The sequence below is a fragment of the Stenotrophomonas sp. GD03819 genome (genome assembly GCF_029841665.1).
Lineage (GTDB): Bacteria > Pseudomonadota > Gammaproteobacteria > Xanthomonadales > Xanthomonadaceae > Stenotrophomonas > Stenotrophomonas geniculata.
Map to the genome: position 1 here is coordinate 14704 of NZ_JAOCEW010000035.1, position 14440 is coordinate 29143.

Annotated in this window: 15 protein-coding genes and 1 pseudogene; 11 read left to right on the top strand and 5 right to left on the bottom strand. The window is 65.4% G+C overall.

Translation table 11 applies throughout. The features are described from left to right. The first annotated feature begins 253 nt into the window (after positions 1-253). The 9 genes from N5D45_RS18160 (at position 254) to N5D45_RS18200 (ending at position 7457) form a co-directional block, all read left to right on the top strand. A complete protein-coding gene (locus N5D45_RS18160; protein ID WP_006394654.1) occupies positions 254-619 on the top strand; it encodes a hypothetical protein in 366 nt (121 codons plus the stop codon). Positions 620-650: 31 nt separating this feature from the next. Then, positions 651-1451: a F0F1 ATP synthase subunit A gene (gene atpB, locus N5D45_RS18165; protein WP_010481316.1), complete on the top strand. Its 801-nt coding sequence runs from the start codon at positions 651-653 to the stop codon at positions 1449-1451. A 73-nt stretch (positions 1452-1524) separates the two neighbouring features. Then, entirely contained in the window at positions 1525-1830 is a 306-nt protein-coding gene (atpE, locus tag N5D45_RS18170; RefSeq protein ID WP_005411133.1) for a F0F1 ATP synthase subunit C, read from the top strand. Positions 1831-1936: 106 nt separating this feature from the next. Further along, positions 1937-2407: a F0F1 ATP synthase subunit B gene (locus N5D45_RS18175; protein ID WP_005419512.1), complete on the top strand. Its 471-nt coding sequence runs from the start codon at positions 1937-1939 to the stop codon at positions 2405-2407. A 2-nt stretch (positions 2408-2409) separates the two neighbouring features. Continuing rightward, the gene (locus N5D45_RS18180; protein WP_010481321.1) at positions 2410-2937 is read left to right on the top strand and encodes a F0F1 ATP synthase subunit delta; all 528 of its coding nucleotides are present in this window, start codon (positions 2410-2412) and stop codon (positions 2935-2937) included. Between the two features lie 44 nt (positions 2938-2981). Further along, a complete protein-coding gene (gene atpA / locus N5D45_RS18185) occupies positions 2982-4529 on the top strand; it encodes a F0F1 ATP synthase subunit alpha (RefSeq protein ID WP_005411130.1) in 1548 nt (515 codons plus the stop codon). An 83-nt stretch (positions 4530-4612) separates the two neighbouring features. After that, positions 4613-5476, top strand: a complete 864-nt coding sequence (gene atpG / locus N5D45_RS18190) for a F0F1 ATP synthase subunit gamma (protein WP_010481324.1) — start codon at positions 4613-4615, stop codon at positions 5474-5476. A 38-nt stretch (positions 5477-5514) separates the two neighbouring features. Beyond that, the gene (gene atpD, locus N5D45_RS18195; protein WP_010481327.1) at positions 5515-6921 is read left to right on the top strand and encodes a F0F1 ATP synthase subunit beta; all 1407 of its coding nucleotides are present in this window, start codon (positions 5515-5517) and stop codon (positions 6919-6921) included. 113 nt (positions 6922-7034) lie between these two features. Beyond that, positions 7035-7457, top strand: coding sequence for a F0F1 ATP synthase subunit epsilon (locus tag N5D45_RS18200; protein ID WP_005419509.1), 423 nt, complete (start codon positions 7035-7037; stop codon positions 7455-7457). A 158-nt stretch (positions 7458-7615) separates the two neighbouring features. On the opposite strand, the gene N5D45_RS18205 is transcribed toward N5D45_RS18200, so the two are convergent. Next, positions 7616-8002, bottom strand: coding sequence for a GtrA family protein (locus N5D45_RS18205; RefSeq protein ID WP_010481329.1), 387 nt, complete (start codon positions 8000-8002; stop codon positions 7616-7618). An 83-nt stretch (positions 8003-8085) separates the two neighbouring features. Between N5D45_RS18205 and glmU the strand changes: the two genes are divergently transcribed. Together glmU and N5D45_RS18215 are read left to right on the top strand one after the other, a co-directional pair. Continuing rightward, entirely contained in the window at positions 8086-9453 is a 1368-nt protein-coding gene (gene glmU, locus N5D45_RS18210) for a bifunctional UDP-N-acetylglucosamine diphosphorylase/glucosamine-1-phosphate N-acetyltransferase GlmU (protein ID WP_010481330.1), read from the top strand. Next, positions 9422-9955, top strand: a complete 534-nt coding sequence (locus N5D45_RS18215) for a GNAT family N-acetyltransferase (RefSeq protein WP_279939418.1) — start codon at positions 9422-9424, stop codon at positions 9953-9955. Before glmU ends, N5D45_RS18215 begins: the two co-directional genes overlap by 32 nt. A gap of 47 nt (positions 9956-10002) precedes the next feature. Here the strand turns inward: N5D45_RS18215 and N5D45_RS18220 are convergent. From N5D45_RS18220 to N5D45_RS18235, 4 genes and pseudogenes are all read right to left on the bottom strand, one after another. Next, positions 10003-11427 (bottom strand): annotated as a pseudogene (locus N5D45_RS18220) (HAMP domain-containing sensor histidine kinase); the annotation flags it as partial. Then, positions 11352-12698: a sigma-54 dependent transcriptional regulator gene (locus N5D45_RS18225; RefSeq protein ID WP_010481334.1), complete on the bottom strand. Its 1347-nt coding sequence runs from the start codon at positions 12696-12698 to the stop codon at positions 11352-11354. The gene N5D45_RS18225 and the pseudogene N5D45_RS18220, both read right to left, overlap by 76 nt. Before the next feature lie 123 nt (positions 12699-12821). Continuing rightward, positions 12822-13199 carry a PDZ domain-containing protein gene (locus N5D45_RS18230; RefSeq protein WP_019338856.1) on the bottom strand — a complete coding sequence of 126 codons (378 nt, stop codon included), beginning with the start codon at positions 13197-13199 and terminating at the stop codon, positions 12822-12824. Positions 13200-13215: 16 nt separating this feature from the next. After that, positions 13216-14433, bottom strand: coding sequence for an FtsX-like permease family protein (locus N5D45_RS18235; RefSeq protein ID WP_279939419.1), 1218 nt, complete (start codon positions 14431-14433; stop codon positions 13216-13218). Positions 14434-14440: the final 7 nt, after the last annotated feature.

A 14440-nucleotide genomic window follows, 5' to 3' on the forward strand; every position in this document is an offset into this window, starting at 1 on the left:
ATCGGACCGGCGCATTCGGCGAAAGTTCCGCCGGATGCGACCAAAGTTCAATATTGCGCCGCAGCATCATACGGACGTCATTGTCCCCCGGGTGGCACGCAAAAATGTAACCGTTACCGCAACTTGCGGCTTCCCGGGATGAACAGGCAGCGGTTGTCTCGCAAATTGTCCCATTGCTATAATTTGGCGGCTCGATGAGGCCCCCCTGCTGTAGCCGCCTCAGCCCTCCACTTGCAACCACGCGGGACGTCCTGTGCTGAACTCCGTTGATGCGGGTCGGCGACTGATGCTGCGCGCCGCGGTCTACCCGCTGGCCGCAGTGGCTGTCCTGGCCCTGGCCTTCCTGCTGGTAGGTCCGAAATATGCCCTCGGCGCGCTGGCGTCCGGTGTGGCCATTTCGGCCGGTGGCTGGGTGGCGGCACGGATGGCACTGGGTGGTGGGGCACTGGCCGCAGGATCGGCGATGGCTCGCCTGATCATTGCGATCGTGGCCAAGTGGGTGGTGGTTTTCGGCGTCCTGCTGGTGGGGTTCCTGGTCTTCAAGCTGCCTGCATTGGCGCTGTTGGCCGGTATCGCCGTCGGCTTGATGTTCCAGGTCCTGGCCATGGCCAGGCGTTGACAGAATTCAATTAACTGAAGGTTCCGGACACATGGCGGGCGAGGCTCTAACCCCTACCAGCTACATCCAGCATCACCTGCACAACCTGACCGCACCGGTCGGCAAGGGTGAGGGTATGTTCTGGCATATCCACGTCGATACCTTCCTCACTGCGGTCCTGATGGGCCTGGTGATCGTTGTCGCGTTCTGGCTGGGGACCCGCAAGGCCACCGCCGGCGTGCCGGGCAAGTGGCAGGCCTTCGTCGAGATCTGCCTGGAGTTCGTCGACCGCCAGGCCAAGGACACCTACCACGGCAAGAGCAAGCTGGTCACGCCGATCGCCATCACCATCTTCTTCTGGATTCTGCTGATGAATCTGCTGAAGATGATCCCGGCCGATTTCATCGCCAAGCCGCTGGAGTGGGTGGGCGTGCACTACTGGAAGCCGGTCCCGACCGCTGACGTCAATGCCACCCTGGGCATGGCCATCAGCGTGTTCTTCCTGATGCTGTTCTTCGCACTGAAGTCGAAGGGCCTGGGTGGCTTCATCAAGGAATTCCTGACGGCGCCGTTCGGCAAGTGGATGATGCCGTTCAACCTGATCCTCAACATCGTCGAGTGGCTGAGCAAGCCGATCTCGCTGGCGATGCGACTGTTCGGCAACATGTTCGGCGGCGAAATCGTGTTCCTGCTGATCTGGGTGCTGGGTGGTGCCGGTTTCTTCGGTGCCATTGCCGGTGGTGTGTTCGGCCTCGGCTGGATGCTGTTCCACCTGCTGGTGATCCCGCTGCAGGCCTTCATCTTCATGATGCTGTCGATCGTGTACCTGAGCCTGTCGGAAGACGCTCACTGAGTTTCAAGCTTCAACGCGTTTCAACCTTCATCCGTTTCATCACCCTTAGCAACTTAAGTTCCTGGAGATAACCATGTACTTCGCCGTCCTGACCAACTTCGCGCAGATTCAGAGCTCCACCGCCCTTGCCGTCGGCATCATGATCGGCCTGGCCGCGCTGGGCGCCGGTCTGGGTCTGGCCATCATGGCTGGTAAGTTCCTGGAGTCGGCCGCCCGCCAGCCGGAACTGATCCCGGTCCTGCAGGTCCGTATGTTCATCACCGCCGGCCTGATCGACGCCGCGTTCATCATCTCGGTCGCCGTCGGCCTGCTGCTGGCCTTCGCCAACCCGCTGTCGGCTGCCTTCGCTGGCGCCGTCACCAAGGCTCTGGCCGGCTGATACAGCGGTTTGAGACGACCGGGTGCTGATGCACCCGGTTTCGGATGAAGGCCGGATGCGCCGCTACGGCGGCGCGTCCACCCCGAAACCAGCGATCGAGCTAACCATGAATATCAATTTCACCCTTCTTGCGCAGGCGCTGGCCTTCGCTGGTCTGATCTGGATCATCGCGACCAAGATCTGGCCGCCGCTGATGAACGCGATCGAAGAGCGCCAGCAGAAGATTGCTGAAGGCCTCGCTGCTGCCGACCGCAGCCAGAAAGATCTGGCCCAGGCGCAGGAGAAGGTCAACGAAGCGCTGAAGGAAGCACGCACCAAGGCCAACGAGATCATCGATCAGGCCCACGCACGTGCCAACCAGATCGTTGATGCTGCCCGTAACGAAGCGATCACCGAAGCCACCCGTCAGAAGGAACTGGCCCAGGCTGAAATCGACGCCGCCGCCAACCGTGCCCGTGAAGATCTGCGCAAGCAGGTGTCCGCGCTGGCCGTGACCGGTGCCGAAAAGCTGCTCAAGCGCGAAATCGACGCCAACGCCCACAAGGCGCTGCTCGACGAGCTGGCCTCGGAGATCTAAGGATGAGCCAGGCCCTCACGCTTGCCCGCCCGTACGCCCGCGCCGCGTTCGCGACCGCGCGCGACGAAGGCGCGTTCGCGCCGTGGTCGGACGCCCTGGCGTTCTCCGCCCACGTCGCCGCCGACCCGCGCGTGGCGGCCCTGCTCGCCAACCCGGAGCTGGGTCGTGACGACGCCGTCGCCCTGCTGGCGCCGGTGTCGCACGGCGAGACCTACTCGCGCTTCCTGGCCATCCTGGCCGAATCGCATCGTCTGCCGCTGCTGCCGGAAATCTCCGGCATGTTCGACGCCCTGCGCGCCGAAGCCGAGCACGTGGTCAAGGCCACCGTCACCTCGGCCGCCGAACTGTCGGCCAGTGAGCTGGACGCGATCAAGGTCGCGCTGCGCAAGCGCTTCAACCGCGAGGTCGATGTGACCACCGCGGTCGATGCCTCGCTGATCGGCGGCGCCGTGATCGACGCCGGCGACGTGGTCATCGATGGTTCGCTGAAGGGCAAGCTGGCCCGTCTGCAGACCGCGCTCGCTAACTGAATTCATTTAACGTCCGGCCCCGCTGCCGGCACTAGGACTTGACGATGGCAACCACGCTCAACCCCTCCGAAATCAGCGAACTGATCAAGAACCGCATCGAGAAGGTCAAGCTGGCCGCGGAATCGCGCAACGAAGGCACCGTGACCAGCGTGTCCGACGGCATCGTGCGCATCTTCGGTCTGGCCGACGTGATGCAGGGCGAAATGATCGAACTGCCGAACAACACCTTCGCCCTGGCCCTGAACCTGGAGCGCGACTCGGTCGGCGCCGTGGTGCTGGGTGACTACGAGCACCTGCGCGAAGGCGACGTCGCCAAGACCACCGGCCGCATCCTGGAAGTGCCGGTTGGTCCGGAGCTGCTGGGCCGCGTCGTGAACGCGCTGGGCGAACCGATCGACGGCAAGGGCCCGCTGGGCACCGACCTGACCGCTCCGGTGGAGCGTGTTGCTCCGGGCGTGATCTGGCGCAAGTCGGTCGACCAGCCGGTGCAGACCGGTTACAAGTCGGTCGACTCGATGATCCCGATCGGCCGTGGCCAGCGCGAGCTGATCATCGGTGACCGCCAGACCGGCAAGACCGCGATGGCGATCGATGCGGTGATCAACCAGAAGGGCACCGGCATCAAGTGCGTGTACGTTGCGATCGGCCAGAAGGCTTCGACCATCGCCAACATCGTGCGCAAGCTGGAAGAGAACGGCGCGCTGGCCCACACCATCGTGGTGGCCGCGACCGCTTCCGAATCGGCTGCCATGCAGTACATCAGCGCCTACTCGGGCTGCACCATGGGTGAGTACTTCATGGACCGCGGCGAAGACGCGCTGATCGTGTACGACGATCTGTCCAAGCAGGCCGTTGCCTACCGCCAGATCTCGCTGCTGCTGAAGCGCCCGCCGGGCCGTGAAGCCTACCCGGGTGACGTGTTCTACCTGCACTCCCGCCTGCTCGAGCGCGCTGCCCGCGTGTCCGAGGAATACGTCGAGAAGTTCACCGAAGGCAAGGTCACCGGCAAGACCGGTTCGCTGACCGCGCTGCCGATCATCGAAACCCAGGCCGGCGACGTGTCCGCCTTCGTTCCGACCAACGTGATCTCGATCACCGACGGCCAGATCTTCCTGGAAACCGACCTGTTCAACGCCGGCATCCGCCCGGCCGTGAACGCCGGTATCTCGGTGTCGCGCGTCGGTGGCTCGGCCCAGACCAAGATCATCAAGAAGCTGTCGGGCGGCATCCGTATCTCGCTGGCCCAGTACCGCGAGCTGGCTGCGTTCGCGCAGTTCGCCTCGGATCTGGACGAGGCGACCCGCAAGCAGCTGGAGCGTGGCCAGCGCGTCACCGAGCTGATGAAGCAGAAGCAGTACGCGCCGATGTCGATCGCCAACCAGGCGCTGTCGATCTACGCCGTCAACGAGGGTTACCTCGACGACGTGCCGGTCAACAAGCTGCTGGCGTTCGAAGAAGGCCTGCACGCCCACTTCGCCAACACCCAGGGCGAACTGGTCAGCAAGGTCAACGCCACCGGCGGTTGGGACAACGACATCGAAGGTGCCTTCAAGAAGGGCATCGCCGAGTTCAAGACCACCGGCAGCTGGTAATCCAGCGCTCGTAGAGCGGGGCTCGCCCCGCTCAAACGGTTGAACAACGCGGGGCATCAGCCCCGCGCCACGGGAAACAAGAGATGGCAAGCGGACGCGAAATCAAAACCAAGATCAAGAGCGTGCAGAACACCCGCAAGGTGACGCGCGCCCTGGAAATGGTCTCGGCCTCCAAGATCCGCAAGGCGCAGGATCGGATGAAGACCTCGCGTCCGTACGCGCAGGCGATGAAGCAGGTGATCGGCCACCTGGCCCAGGCCAGCACCGACTACCAGCATCCGTTCCTGGTCGAGCGCGAGCAGGTCAAGCGGGTCGGGTTCATCGTGATCTCCTCCGATCGCGGCCTGGCCGGCGGCCTGAACAACAACCTGTTCCGCAAGATGCTGGGCGAAGCCAAGGCATGGCAGGACAAGGGTGCGGAAGTGGACCTGGTGACCATCGGCCAGAAGGCATCGACCTTCTTCCGCCGCGTGAAGGTCAACATGGTCGGCAGCGTGACCCACATCGGCGACGTGCCGAAGCTGGAATCGCTGATCGGTGTGATCAAGGTCATGCTCGACGCCTTCACCGAAGGCAAGGTCGACCGCGTGTACCTGGTCTACAACCGCTTCGTGAATACCATGGTGCAGAAGGCCAGCTTCGATCAGCTGCTGCCGCTGCCGCCGGCTGAGAAGCAGGTCGCTCACCACGACTGGGATTACCTGTACGAACCCGATGCCGCGACCGTGCTGGAGCACGTGATGACGCGTTACATCGAGTCGCTGGTGTACCAGGCACTGCTGGAAAACGTCGCCTCCGAGCATGCCGCACGCATGGTTGCGATGAAGGCGGCGAGCGACAACGCCAACAAGCTGATCGGCACCCTCCAGCTCGTCTACAACAAGGCGCGCCAGGCAGCGATCACCCAGGAAATCTCCGAAATCGTCGGCGGCGCGGCAGCAGTCTGACCGCGTTCGTTCAAAGCACACATTTAGAGGATGCAGCAATGAGTCAGGGCAAGATCGTTCAGATCATCGGCGCGGTCGTCGACGTCGAATTCCCGCGTGAGTCGGTGCCGAAGGTGTACGACGCACTGAAGGTCGACAACACCGAAATCACCCTCGAAGTCCAGCAGCAGCTGGGTGACGGCGTGGTGCGTACCATCGCCCTCGGTTCCACCGACGGCCTGAAGCGCAACCTGGTTGCCACCAACACCAACCGCGGCATCTCCGTGCCGGTCGGCGCCGGCACCCTGGGCCGCATCATGGACGTGCTCGGCCGTCCGATTGACGAAGCCGGCCCGGTGGCCGCCAGCGACAGCTGGGAAATCCACCGTGCGGCCCCGTCGTACGAAGACCAGTCCCCGGCCACCGAACTGCTGGAAACCGGCATCAAGGTCATTGACCTGATGTGCCCGTTCGCCAAGGGCGGCAAGGTCGGCCTGTTCGGCGGCGCCGGCGTCGGCAAGACCGTCAACATGATGGAACTGATCAACAACATCGCCAAGGCGCACAGCGGTCTGTCCGTGTTCGCCGGCGTGGGTGAGCGTACCCGTGAGGGCAACGACTTCTACCACGAAATGAAGGACTCCAACGTCCTCGACAAGGTGGCGATGGTGTACGGCCAGATGAACGAGCCGCCGGGCAACCGTCTGCGCGTCGCCCTGACCGGCCTGACCATGGCCGAGTACTTCCGCGACGAGAAGGACGAAAACGGCAAGGGTAAGGACGTCCTGCTGTTCGTCGACAACATCTACCGCTACACCCTGGCTGGTACCGAAGTGTCGGCACTGCTGGGCCGTATGCCGTCGGCCGTGGGTTACCAGCCGACCCTGGCCGAGGAAATGGGCGTCCTGCAGGAGCGCATCACCTCGACCAAGAACGGTTCGATCACTTCGATCCAGGCCGTCTACGTTCCCGCGGACGACCTGACCGACCCGTCGCCGGCGACCACCTTCGCCCACCTGGACTCGACTGTCACCCTGTCGCGTTCGATCGCCTCGCTGGGTATCTACCCGGCCGTCGATCCGCTGGACTCCACCAGCCGCCAGATGGACCCGCTGGTCATCGGCCACGAGCATTACGACACCGCCCAGCGCGTCCAGCAGACCCTGCAGAAGTACAAGGAACTGAAGGACATCATCGCGATCCTGGGCATGGACGAGCTGTCCGAAGAGGACAAGCAGGCCGTGTCGCGCGCCCGTAAGATCGAGCGCTTCTTCAGCCAGCCGTTCCACGTGGCCGAAGTGTTCACCGGTTCGCCGGGCAAGTACGTGCCGCTGAAGGACACCATCCGTGGCTTCAAGGCCATCGTCGATGGCGAGTACGACCACCTGCCGGAGCAGGCGTTCTACATGGTCGGCGGCATCGAAGAAGCGGTCGAGAAGGCCAAGAAGATGGCCGAGAAGGCCTGATCCGGGACGGGCGGGAGCGATCCTGCCCGACCTGACGCCGGCGCCGGGCAACCGCCCGCGCCGGTGGACCCCCACGGTGGCATTGCGCCGCCGCGAACAGCGAAGAGATTTGCATGAGCACGATCCGTTGCGACATCGTCAGCGCCGAGCAGGAAATCTTCCGTGGCGAAGCGACCCTGGTCGTGGCCACCGGTGAGCTGGGCGAACTGGGCATCGCGCCCAAGCACGCGCCGCTGATCACCCGCCTGAAGCCGGGCAAGGTGGTGGTGACCACGCCGAACGGCGAGCAGCTGGATTTCGCCATTTCCGGCGGCATCCTGGAAGTGCAGCCGCAGGTGGTGACCGTGCTGGCCGACACCGCGATCCGCGCGCAGGACATCGACGAAGCCTCGGTCCGCAAGGCCAAGGAAGAAGCCGAGCGCATCCTGGCCAACCGCGGCGAGGCGATGGAAGTGGCTGAGGCCCAGCAGAAGCTGGCTGAAGCCGTTGTCCAGCTGCAGGCGCTGGAGCGCCTGCGCAAGAACCTCAAGCACTGAGGTTCGCGCTGCACCCACGAGAACGCCGGCCCTGTGCCGGCGTTTTTGTTTGGGCGGCGGGTCGAGTCGACTGTCGCGCGCAGCGAGGGATTTCCGCGGTCTGATGGAAGGGCAGTCGATTGACCGTCGACGCTACCGATCCCGATCCTGACGTCGTATCAGCGGTACACCACGTGCCGCAGCAGCAGGAAGGAAATCACGGCCAGGCCGCCCTCCACCAGTGGCTTGGCCAACCAGGCGTACTGCAGGCCCAATGCATGGTCGGCGCTCGAGACCAGCAGCGTGCTGGCGGTGGTGAGCAGCAACCACAGCGGCAGGAAGCGTGCGAAGCGTCGCCAGCCCAGCCGTTGCTCGCCGTCGGCAGTGGCGAAGGTGATTCGCCCGTTCAACCAGAACCCCAGCAGCATGCCGGCCACACGCCCGGCCAGGTTGCCCTGCACCACGGGCAGGCCGGCGGCCGTGACCAGCACGAACACCGCCCAGTCGAGCAGCAGTTGCAGCACGCCGATGATGAGGTAGGCGCTTCCCTGGCGGAGCAGGCTCATGGTCGGAGTGTGGGCGGGCAGATCCCCATGTTAACGGCCCACGCTCTAGAATCACCGGCAACGAACTACGGACTGCTGCTTCCATGACCCAAGCCCTGCACGTCATCATCCTCGCCGCTGGCGCGGGCAAGCGCATGAAGTCGGTGCTGCCGAAGGTGCTGCAGCCGATCGCTGGGCAGCCGATGCTGGCGCATGTGATCGATGCCGCCCGCGAGCTGCAGCCGGCCGCGATCCACGTGGTCTACGGCCATGGTGGTGAAGCGGTGCGCCAGCACTTTGCCGACCAGCCCGATCTACAATGGGCCGAGCAGGCACAGCAACTCGGTACCGGGCACGCCGTCGCGCAGGCGATGCCGCAGGTGCCCGACGCCGCGCAGGTGCTGGTGCTGTACGGCGACGTGCCGCTGATCCGCGCGCAGACCCTGCGCGACCTGCTGGCACAGCCGGGTCGACTGGCGGTGCTGGTCGCCGATGTCGATGACCCGACCGGTTACGGCCGCGTGCTGCGCGATGCCGAAGGCAAGGTCGGCTCGATTGTCGAACAGAAGGACGCCACCGACGACCAGCTGCGTGTGCGCACGATCAACACCGGCATCATTGCCGCCGAGTCGACCGCGCTGCGGCGCTGGCTGTCGCAGCTGTCCAACAGCAACGCGCAGGGCGAGTACTACCTGACCGACGTGTTCGCCTTTGCCGCGCACGAGTACACCCCGGCCGAGATGGCGCTGGTGGCCGACGCGCAGGAAGCCGAAGGGGCAAATGATCCCTGGCAGCTTTCGCAGCTGGAGCGTGCCTGGCAGCGCCGTGCGGTTCGGGCCCTGTGCGCGCAGGGCGCGCGCGTGCGTGACCCGGCACGCCTGGATATCCGTGGCACCGTCACCGTGGGCAGCGACGTGCTGATCGATGTCGACGTCGTTCTGGAAGGCAATATCGTGCTCGGCGACGGCGTCACCGTGGGCCCGTTCAACCGGCTGAAGGACGTCAATCTTGGCCCGGGCACCGAAGTGCGCGCGCATTGTGACCTGGAAGGCGTGGTCACCGAAGGTGCTGCATTGGTGGGGCCGTTCGCACGGCTGCGCCCGGGTACAGTGCTCGCCGATGGCGTGCATGTCGGCAACTTCGTCGAGACCAAGAAGGTCACCCTCGGTGTTGGCAGCAAGGCCAATCACCTGACCTACTTGGGCGACGCGGTGATCGGCAGCAAGGTGAACATCGGTGCCGGCACCATCACCTGCAACTACGACGGCGTGAACAAGTCGACCACCACCATCGGCGACAACGCCTTCATCGGTTCCAACAGCGCATTGGTGGCACCGGTGCTGATCGGTGAGGGCGCCACCATCGCTGCCGGTTCGGTCATCACCCGCAACGCCCCGGATGGCAAGCTGACGCTGGCACGTGCACGACAGGAAACCATCGATGGCTGGAAGCGCCCGCTCAAGAAGTCCTGAGCCACGCATCCCGCACGCCGACGAACTCGGCATGCTGCCGGCAATTGAGCAACGTGCCGGTGAACTGCTGAAGGGGCACCAGGCCCACCCGGTATTTGCCGGGCATGGCCTGGACCTGCCGACGCTGCAGGATGGCCTTCAACGTGGCCAGTTGTGGGTGCTGGATGCGGCTGACGGTGGCATCGCGGGCTACCTGCTGGCCGGTGAGCTGTGCGGTGACTTCCATGTGCTGCAGATGGACGTGGATCCCGCGCACGCGCGCCGCGGTCATGGTCGCGTGTTGTTACGCCATGCGTTGGCACAGGCCAGGGCTGGCGGCTACGCGGCAGCGGTGCTGACCACGTTGTCCGACGTGCCCTGGAATGCGGCCTTCTATGCCAGTGAAGGGTTCGAGATAGTGCCCGAGGCGCAGTGGAACGATGGCCTGCGTGCGGTGATGGCCGAAGAAGCCGCGCTTGGGTTCCCGATGCACCTGCGGGTGGCGATGCGGCAGGCCTGGTAGGTGCAGACCTTGGTCGGCACGTCCACGCATGGCGTGGATCTGCCCGCTCAGCCCACCGGCAACAGAATCGACACGCACAGCCCGCCATCGCCGCGGTTCTGCAACGACACCCGACCACCGTGGGCCTCCACGATCTCGCGGGTCAGGGCCAGCCCCAGCCCGGTGCCATTGCGCTTGGTCGAATAGAACGGCATCAGTGCGTTCTGCAGCACCTGCTCGTTCATGCCCTTGCCACGATCCAGCACGTCCAGCCGCAGCCACTGCGGCAGCCGCGTCAGCTGCACCTGCACGTCATCGTTTGGGGGCTCTGCTTCGGCGCAGGCTTCGTGCGCGTTCTTCAACAGGTTCAGCAGCGCCTGCCCGAACTGCGCGATGTCGATGCGGCTGCTCAGTTCTTCGTCCGGCTCGCGCTCCATGGTAAACGGGATCTGCTGACGCAGGCTGGACAGGAAGGGGGCCCAGTGCACGGTCTGCAGTTGCGGCTGCGGCAACTTGGCAAAGCGTGCGTAGCCACGGATGAAGCCTTCCAGGTGACGCGCCCGGTCCTCGATGGTGGTGAAGATCTCGGGCAGCCGGTCAAAGCGCTCACGCTGCACCAGCACGCCGCCGGAATGGGCGAGCGAAGCGATCGGCGCCAGCGAGTTGTTGAGCTCGTGGCTGATCACCCGGATCACCTTCTTCCAGGTCTGCACTTCCTGGCGGCGCAGTTCGGCGGTCAGCAGCCGCACCAGCAACAGGTCGTGCGGGCGGCCGTTGAGCTGGAACGCGCGGCGCGAGAGGTGGTAGACCTGCTCGTCATCCTCGTCGCCGTCCTCGCCCTCGGCATGCACCGCGAACAGGCTGTCACCGCCACGGGCGATGGCATCGCGCAGTTCCACCGGCACCTGTTCCAGCACGTCCTCCAGGCGCTGGCCTTCCAGCTTCCAGCCGCCATGCAGCAGCTTGCGTGCCGCCAGATTGGAGAACACCACGCGGGCGATGCCATCACCGCCCGAGGCGATCAGCAGCATCGCCACCGGCGTGTTCTGCACCATCGTGTCCAGCAGCAGTTCACGCTGCACCAGGCCCTGCCGCTGCTCACGCAGTACATCGCCCAGTTCGCGGTGGGCCTGCACCAGGTCGCCCAGCTCGTCGCTCCCCGGCCAGTGCACGCCGAAGTTGTACTCGCCGTCGCGATAGCTGCTGGTGGTACCCGCCAGGGCCCGCATCAGAGATCGCACCGGGGCGGTCGCCCGGCGCAGGGTCCACCACATCAATGACAGCAGGATCAACGCCGACACCGTGGTCACCACCCAGCCATGGTCCATCCAGTAGGCCAGCAGCCACGGCAGTGCCGCCGCCAGTGCCAATACCGGCAGCAGGCGCAGGAACAGGCGGAAAGTGAACGAGCGCCGTTTCATTCGCGGGGAATACCGTGGCGGTCCATGCGCCGGTACAGCGCCTGGCGGCTCAGGCCGAGTTCTGCGGCGGCCTGGGCGATGACGCCATGGTTGCGCGCCAGCACATCCTCGATGCGTGCACGGTCGGGATCATTGCCCGCACTGGGGGCCGGGCGCGGTGTGGCGGCTGCGCGCGGCAGGTTGAGATCGGCCACTTCGATGCGGTTGCCGGTGGCCAGCAGCTCGGCGCGCTGGATCACGTTGCGCAGCTCGCGCACGTTGCCCGGCCAGGGGTGCCGCTGCAAGGCCGCGGTGGCCGCAGTGGACAACGGCTTGCCAGCGGTCAGGAAGCGCTCGGCCAGCGGCACGATGTCGCCCGGTCGTTCGGCCAGCGGCGGCAGCACCAGTTCTACCGTGTTGAGGCGGTAATAGAGGTCTTCGCGGAAGGTACCGTCGCGGATCATCGCCGGCAGGTCGGCATTGGTCGCGCTGACCACGCGGACCTTGACCTGGCGCTCGCGGTTGGAGCCCAGGCGCTCGAAGCGGCCGGTTTCCAGCACGCGCAGCAGCTTCATCTGCCCGCCCAGTGACAGGTTGCCGATCTCATCCAGGAACAGGGTGCCGCCATCGGCGGCCTCGAACTTGCCTTCGCGGGCCTTGTTGGCGCCGGTATACGCACCGGCTTCGGCACCGAACAGTTCGGCTTCGATCAGTTCCGAGGGCAGCGCGCCGCAGTTGACTGCCACGAACGGCCCTTTGGCCACCAGGGAATTGGCCTGGATGATCTGCGCGATCTTTTCCTTGCCGGCACCGTTCGCGCCGGTGATCAGTACCGGCAGTTCCGAGCGTGCGACCTGGCAGGCCAGCGCGATCACGCGCTCGCTGGCGGGGTCGGCGAAGACCGCACCGCACAGGTCGTACTTCTCTTCCAGTGCGTTGCGCTGGTGCAGTTCACGGCTGCGGCGCCGGTCCAGTTCGCGGCGCGCCTCGGACAGTTCCAGCAGGTTGTTGACCGTGGTCATCAGCTTGCGGTCGTCCCAGGGCTTGGCCAGGTAGTCGGCGGCGCCGGCCTTGACCAGGTCCACGGCGCTGCTCAGATGGGTCCACGCCGTGAGCAGGATCACCGGCAGGTCCGGATGGCGCGCGCGGATCTGCGCGAACAGGGCCTCGCCTTCCTCGCCGGAGGTGGTGTCCTCGCTGAAGTTCATGTCCTGGATGACCAGGTCGACCGGCTGAGATTCGAGCAGCGCCAGCCCGTCGGCGGGCGTCTGCGCCTGCAGGGTGTCGATGTCGTGCAGGGAGAACAGTACGTCCAGCGCGGTACCCACGCTGGCGTTGTCGTCGATGATCAGGATCGCAGGCATCAAACGGTTCTGCAGAAAGGGATGGGCGGCGCCGTTGGAGCCGTTCGTGTCCACGCACCGGGAGAGCCCGGCGCCACCCATCAAGCATAGCCAAACCCGTGGCTGTGCAGGAGCGGCCCCTGCTCAGCGCCGGGGAGGCGCCGGGGGCGCTGGCGGCGCAGGTGGCGGCGGCACTTCCAGTGCCTGGCGCCAGGCTGCGGCGTCGACCGCCACCGTCAGTTCGCGTCTGTCGCGGCGCAGCAACAGATAGGCGGTGGCGGCGTGGGAATGGCGCAGTGCCTCGGCCAGATGTTCGACCCGGCGCACCGCCGTGTCGTCCACGCGGAGGATGCGATCACCGCTGCGCACGCCGAATCGTGCTTCCGGGCTGGCAGCCTCCACGCGCACCTGGCCCTCGGTCGAGCGCAGTGACAGCCGCGCGGCATCCTGGCGCCATTCCAGTGTCTGCGCGTTGCCACCGCCGGCCAGCGCCGGCAGCGGCAGGAGCAGCATCAGGCACATCGCGCAGGCACGCATCTCAGGCGCCCCGCGTGGCGACCGCAGGCGGTACCGCCGCCGCACGCCGTGCCGGACCGAACACCGCGATCTGGCCCAGCACCCACAGCAGCAGCGCACCCAGCGGCAGGTAGTACAGCGGCATGCGCGGCAGCTCGTACAGGTTCATCAGCGCCAGGTTGATCGCGTAGGCCGCCAGCATGCCCAGCACGATGCCCAGCGAGGCCAGCAGGAAGTTCTCGGTCTGGAAGTAGCGCAGGATCTGCCCGCGGGTCGCGCCCAGCGCACGGCGGATGCCGATCTGCTTGCTGCGCTGCTGCACCCAGAAGCTGGCCAGGCCGATGATGCCCAGCGCAGTGACCACCAGCAGCGAGATGCTGACGGTGATCAGCAGGCCGACCATCGCGCGGTCGTTCTTGAAGAAGTCCTTGCGCTGGTCTTCATAGGTCAGCTTGTCGCGCATCAGCCGGTTGGGATCGTTGCGTTCCAGCGCGGCGGCACCGGCATCGAGGACCTCCTGGCGGCGCTCTGGCGAAGTGCGCAGCACATAGGTGCCACCTTCATCGAAGGTGCGCCGCATGGGCAGCAGCATCGAGTTGGTCCAGTTGTCATTCCAGCCATTGGGCGTGCTGAGCGTGTCGACGATGCCGACCACATGCAGCGGCTGCTTGCCCATGTAGTAGGTCTTGCCCAGCGCACTGCCGTTGGGTTCCATCTTGGCGGCGGTGGCCTGGGTGAAGATCACCGGAATCGCCTTTTCCTTGGCGCCGCCCTTGCTGGCGTCTTCGAAGTTCTGGTACTCGTCGGGCAGGAAATCGCGGCCTGCGATGAGATTCATGCCCATCGTGACCAGCCCGTTCTCGGACAGGGTGTACATCGAGGCGTTGGTGGTCGGCCGTTCCTGGTCGACCTCGCGCGAGATGCTGCTGCTGGAGGAGCCGTGGCGGAAGGGAACCTGGTTGATGATGGTGACGTTGCTGACGCCGGGAATCGCGCGCAGCGATGCCAGGTCCTCGCGGGTGCGGGCCATGGCGTCGGTCTGCTTGCCGATGCCACTGACGCGCAGCATCACCAGTTCGCTCTCGGCGATGCCGCTGGGCATGCTGATCTTCTCCACGCGCTGGCTGACCAGGAACAGCGCGTTGCAGACGATGGCGCAGGTCAGTGCGACTTCCAGCACGATCAGGGCAGCGGCAGTCTTGTGCCGGCGCAGCGTGCTGAGGATGGGGCGGATGTCCATGGGAGTC

Coding starts and splice junctions, on each gene's coding strand:
- N5D45_RS18230 (WP_019338856.1), bottom strand. CDS start 13,199: ATGTGCCTGATGCTGCTCCTGCCGCTGCCGGCGCTGGCCGGCGGTGGC.
- N5D45_RS18215 (WP_279939418.1), top strand. CDS start 9,422: ATGGCTGGAAGCGCCCGCTCAAGAAGTCCTGAGCCACGCATCCCGCAC.
- N5D45_RS18200 (WP_005419509.1), top strand. CDS start 7,035: ATGAGCACGATCCGTTGCGACATCGTCAGCGCCGAGCAGGAAATCTTC.
- atpA (WP_005411130.1), top strand. CDS start 2,982: ATGGCAACCACGCTCAACCCCTCCGAAATCAGCGAACTGATCAAGAAC.
- N5D45_RS18175 (WP_005419512.1), top strand. CDS start 1,937: ATGAATATCAATTTCACCCTTCTTGCGCAGGCGCTGGCCTTCGCTGGT.
- N5D45_RS18205 (WP_010481329.1), bottom strand. CDS start 8,002: ATGAGCCTGCTCCGCCAGGGAAGCGCCTACCTCATCATCGGCGTGCTG.
- atpB (WP_010481316.1), top strand. CDS start 651: ATGGCGGGCGAGGCTCTAACCCCTACCAGCTACATCCAGCATCACCTG.
- N5D45_RS18180 (WP_010481321.1), top strand. CDS start 2,410: ATGAGCCAGGCCCTCACGCTTGCCCGCCCGTACGCCCGCGCCGCGTTC.
- atpE (WP_005411133.1), top strand. CDS start 1,525: ATGTACTTCGCCGTCCTGACCAACTTCGCGCAGATTCAGAGCTCCACC.
- N5D45_RS18225 (WP_010481334.1), bottom strand. CDS start 12,698: ATGCCTGCGATCCTGATCATCGACGACAACGCCAGCGTGGGTACCGCG.
- N5D45_RS18235 (WP_279939419.1), bottom strand. CDS start 14,433: ATGGACATCCGCCCCATCCTCAGCACGCTGCGCCGGCACAAGACTGCC.
- atpD (WP_010481327.1), top strand. CDS start 5,515: ATGAGTCAGGGCAAGATCGTTCAGATCATCGGCGCGGTCGTCGACGTC.
- glmU (WP_010481330.1), top strand. CDS start 8,086: ATGACCCAAGCCCTGCACGTCATCATCCTCGCCGCTGGCGCGGGCAAG.
- atpG (WP_010481324.1), top strand. CDS start 4,613: ATGGCAAGCGGACGCGAAATCAAAACCAAGATCAAGAGCGTGCAGAAC.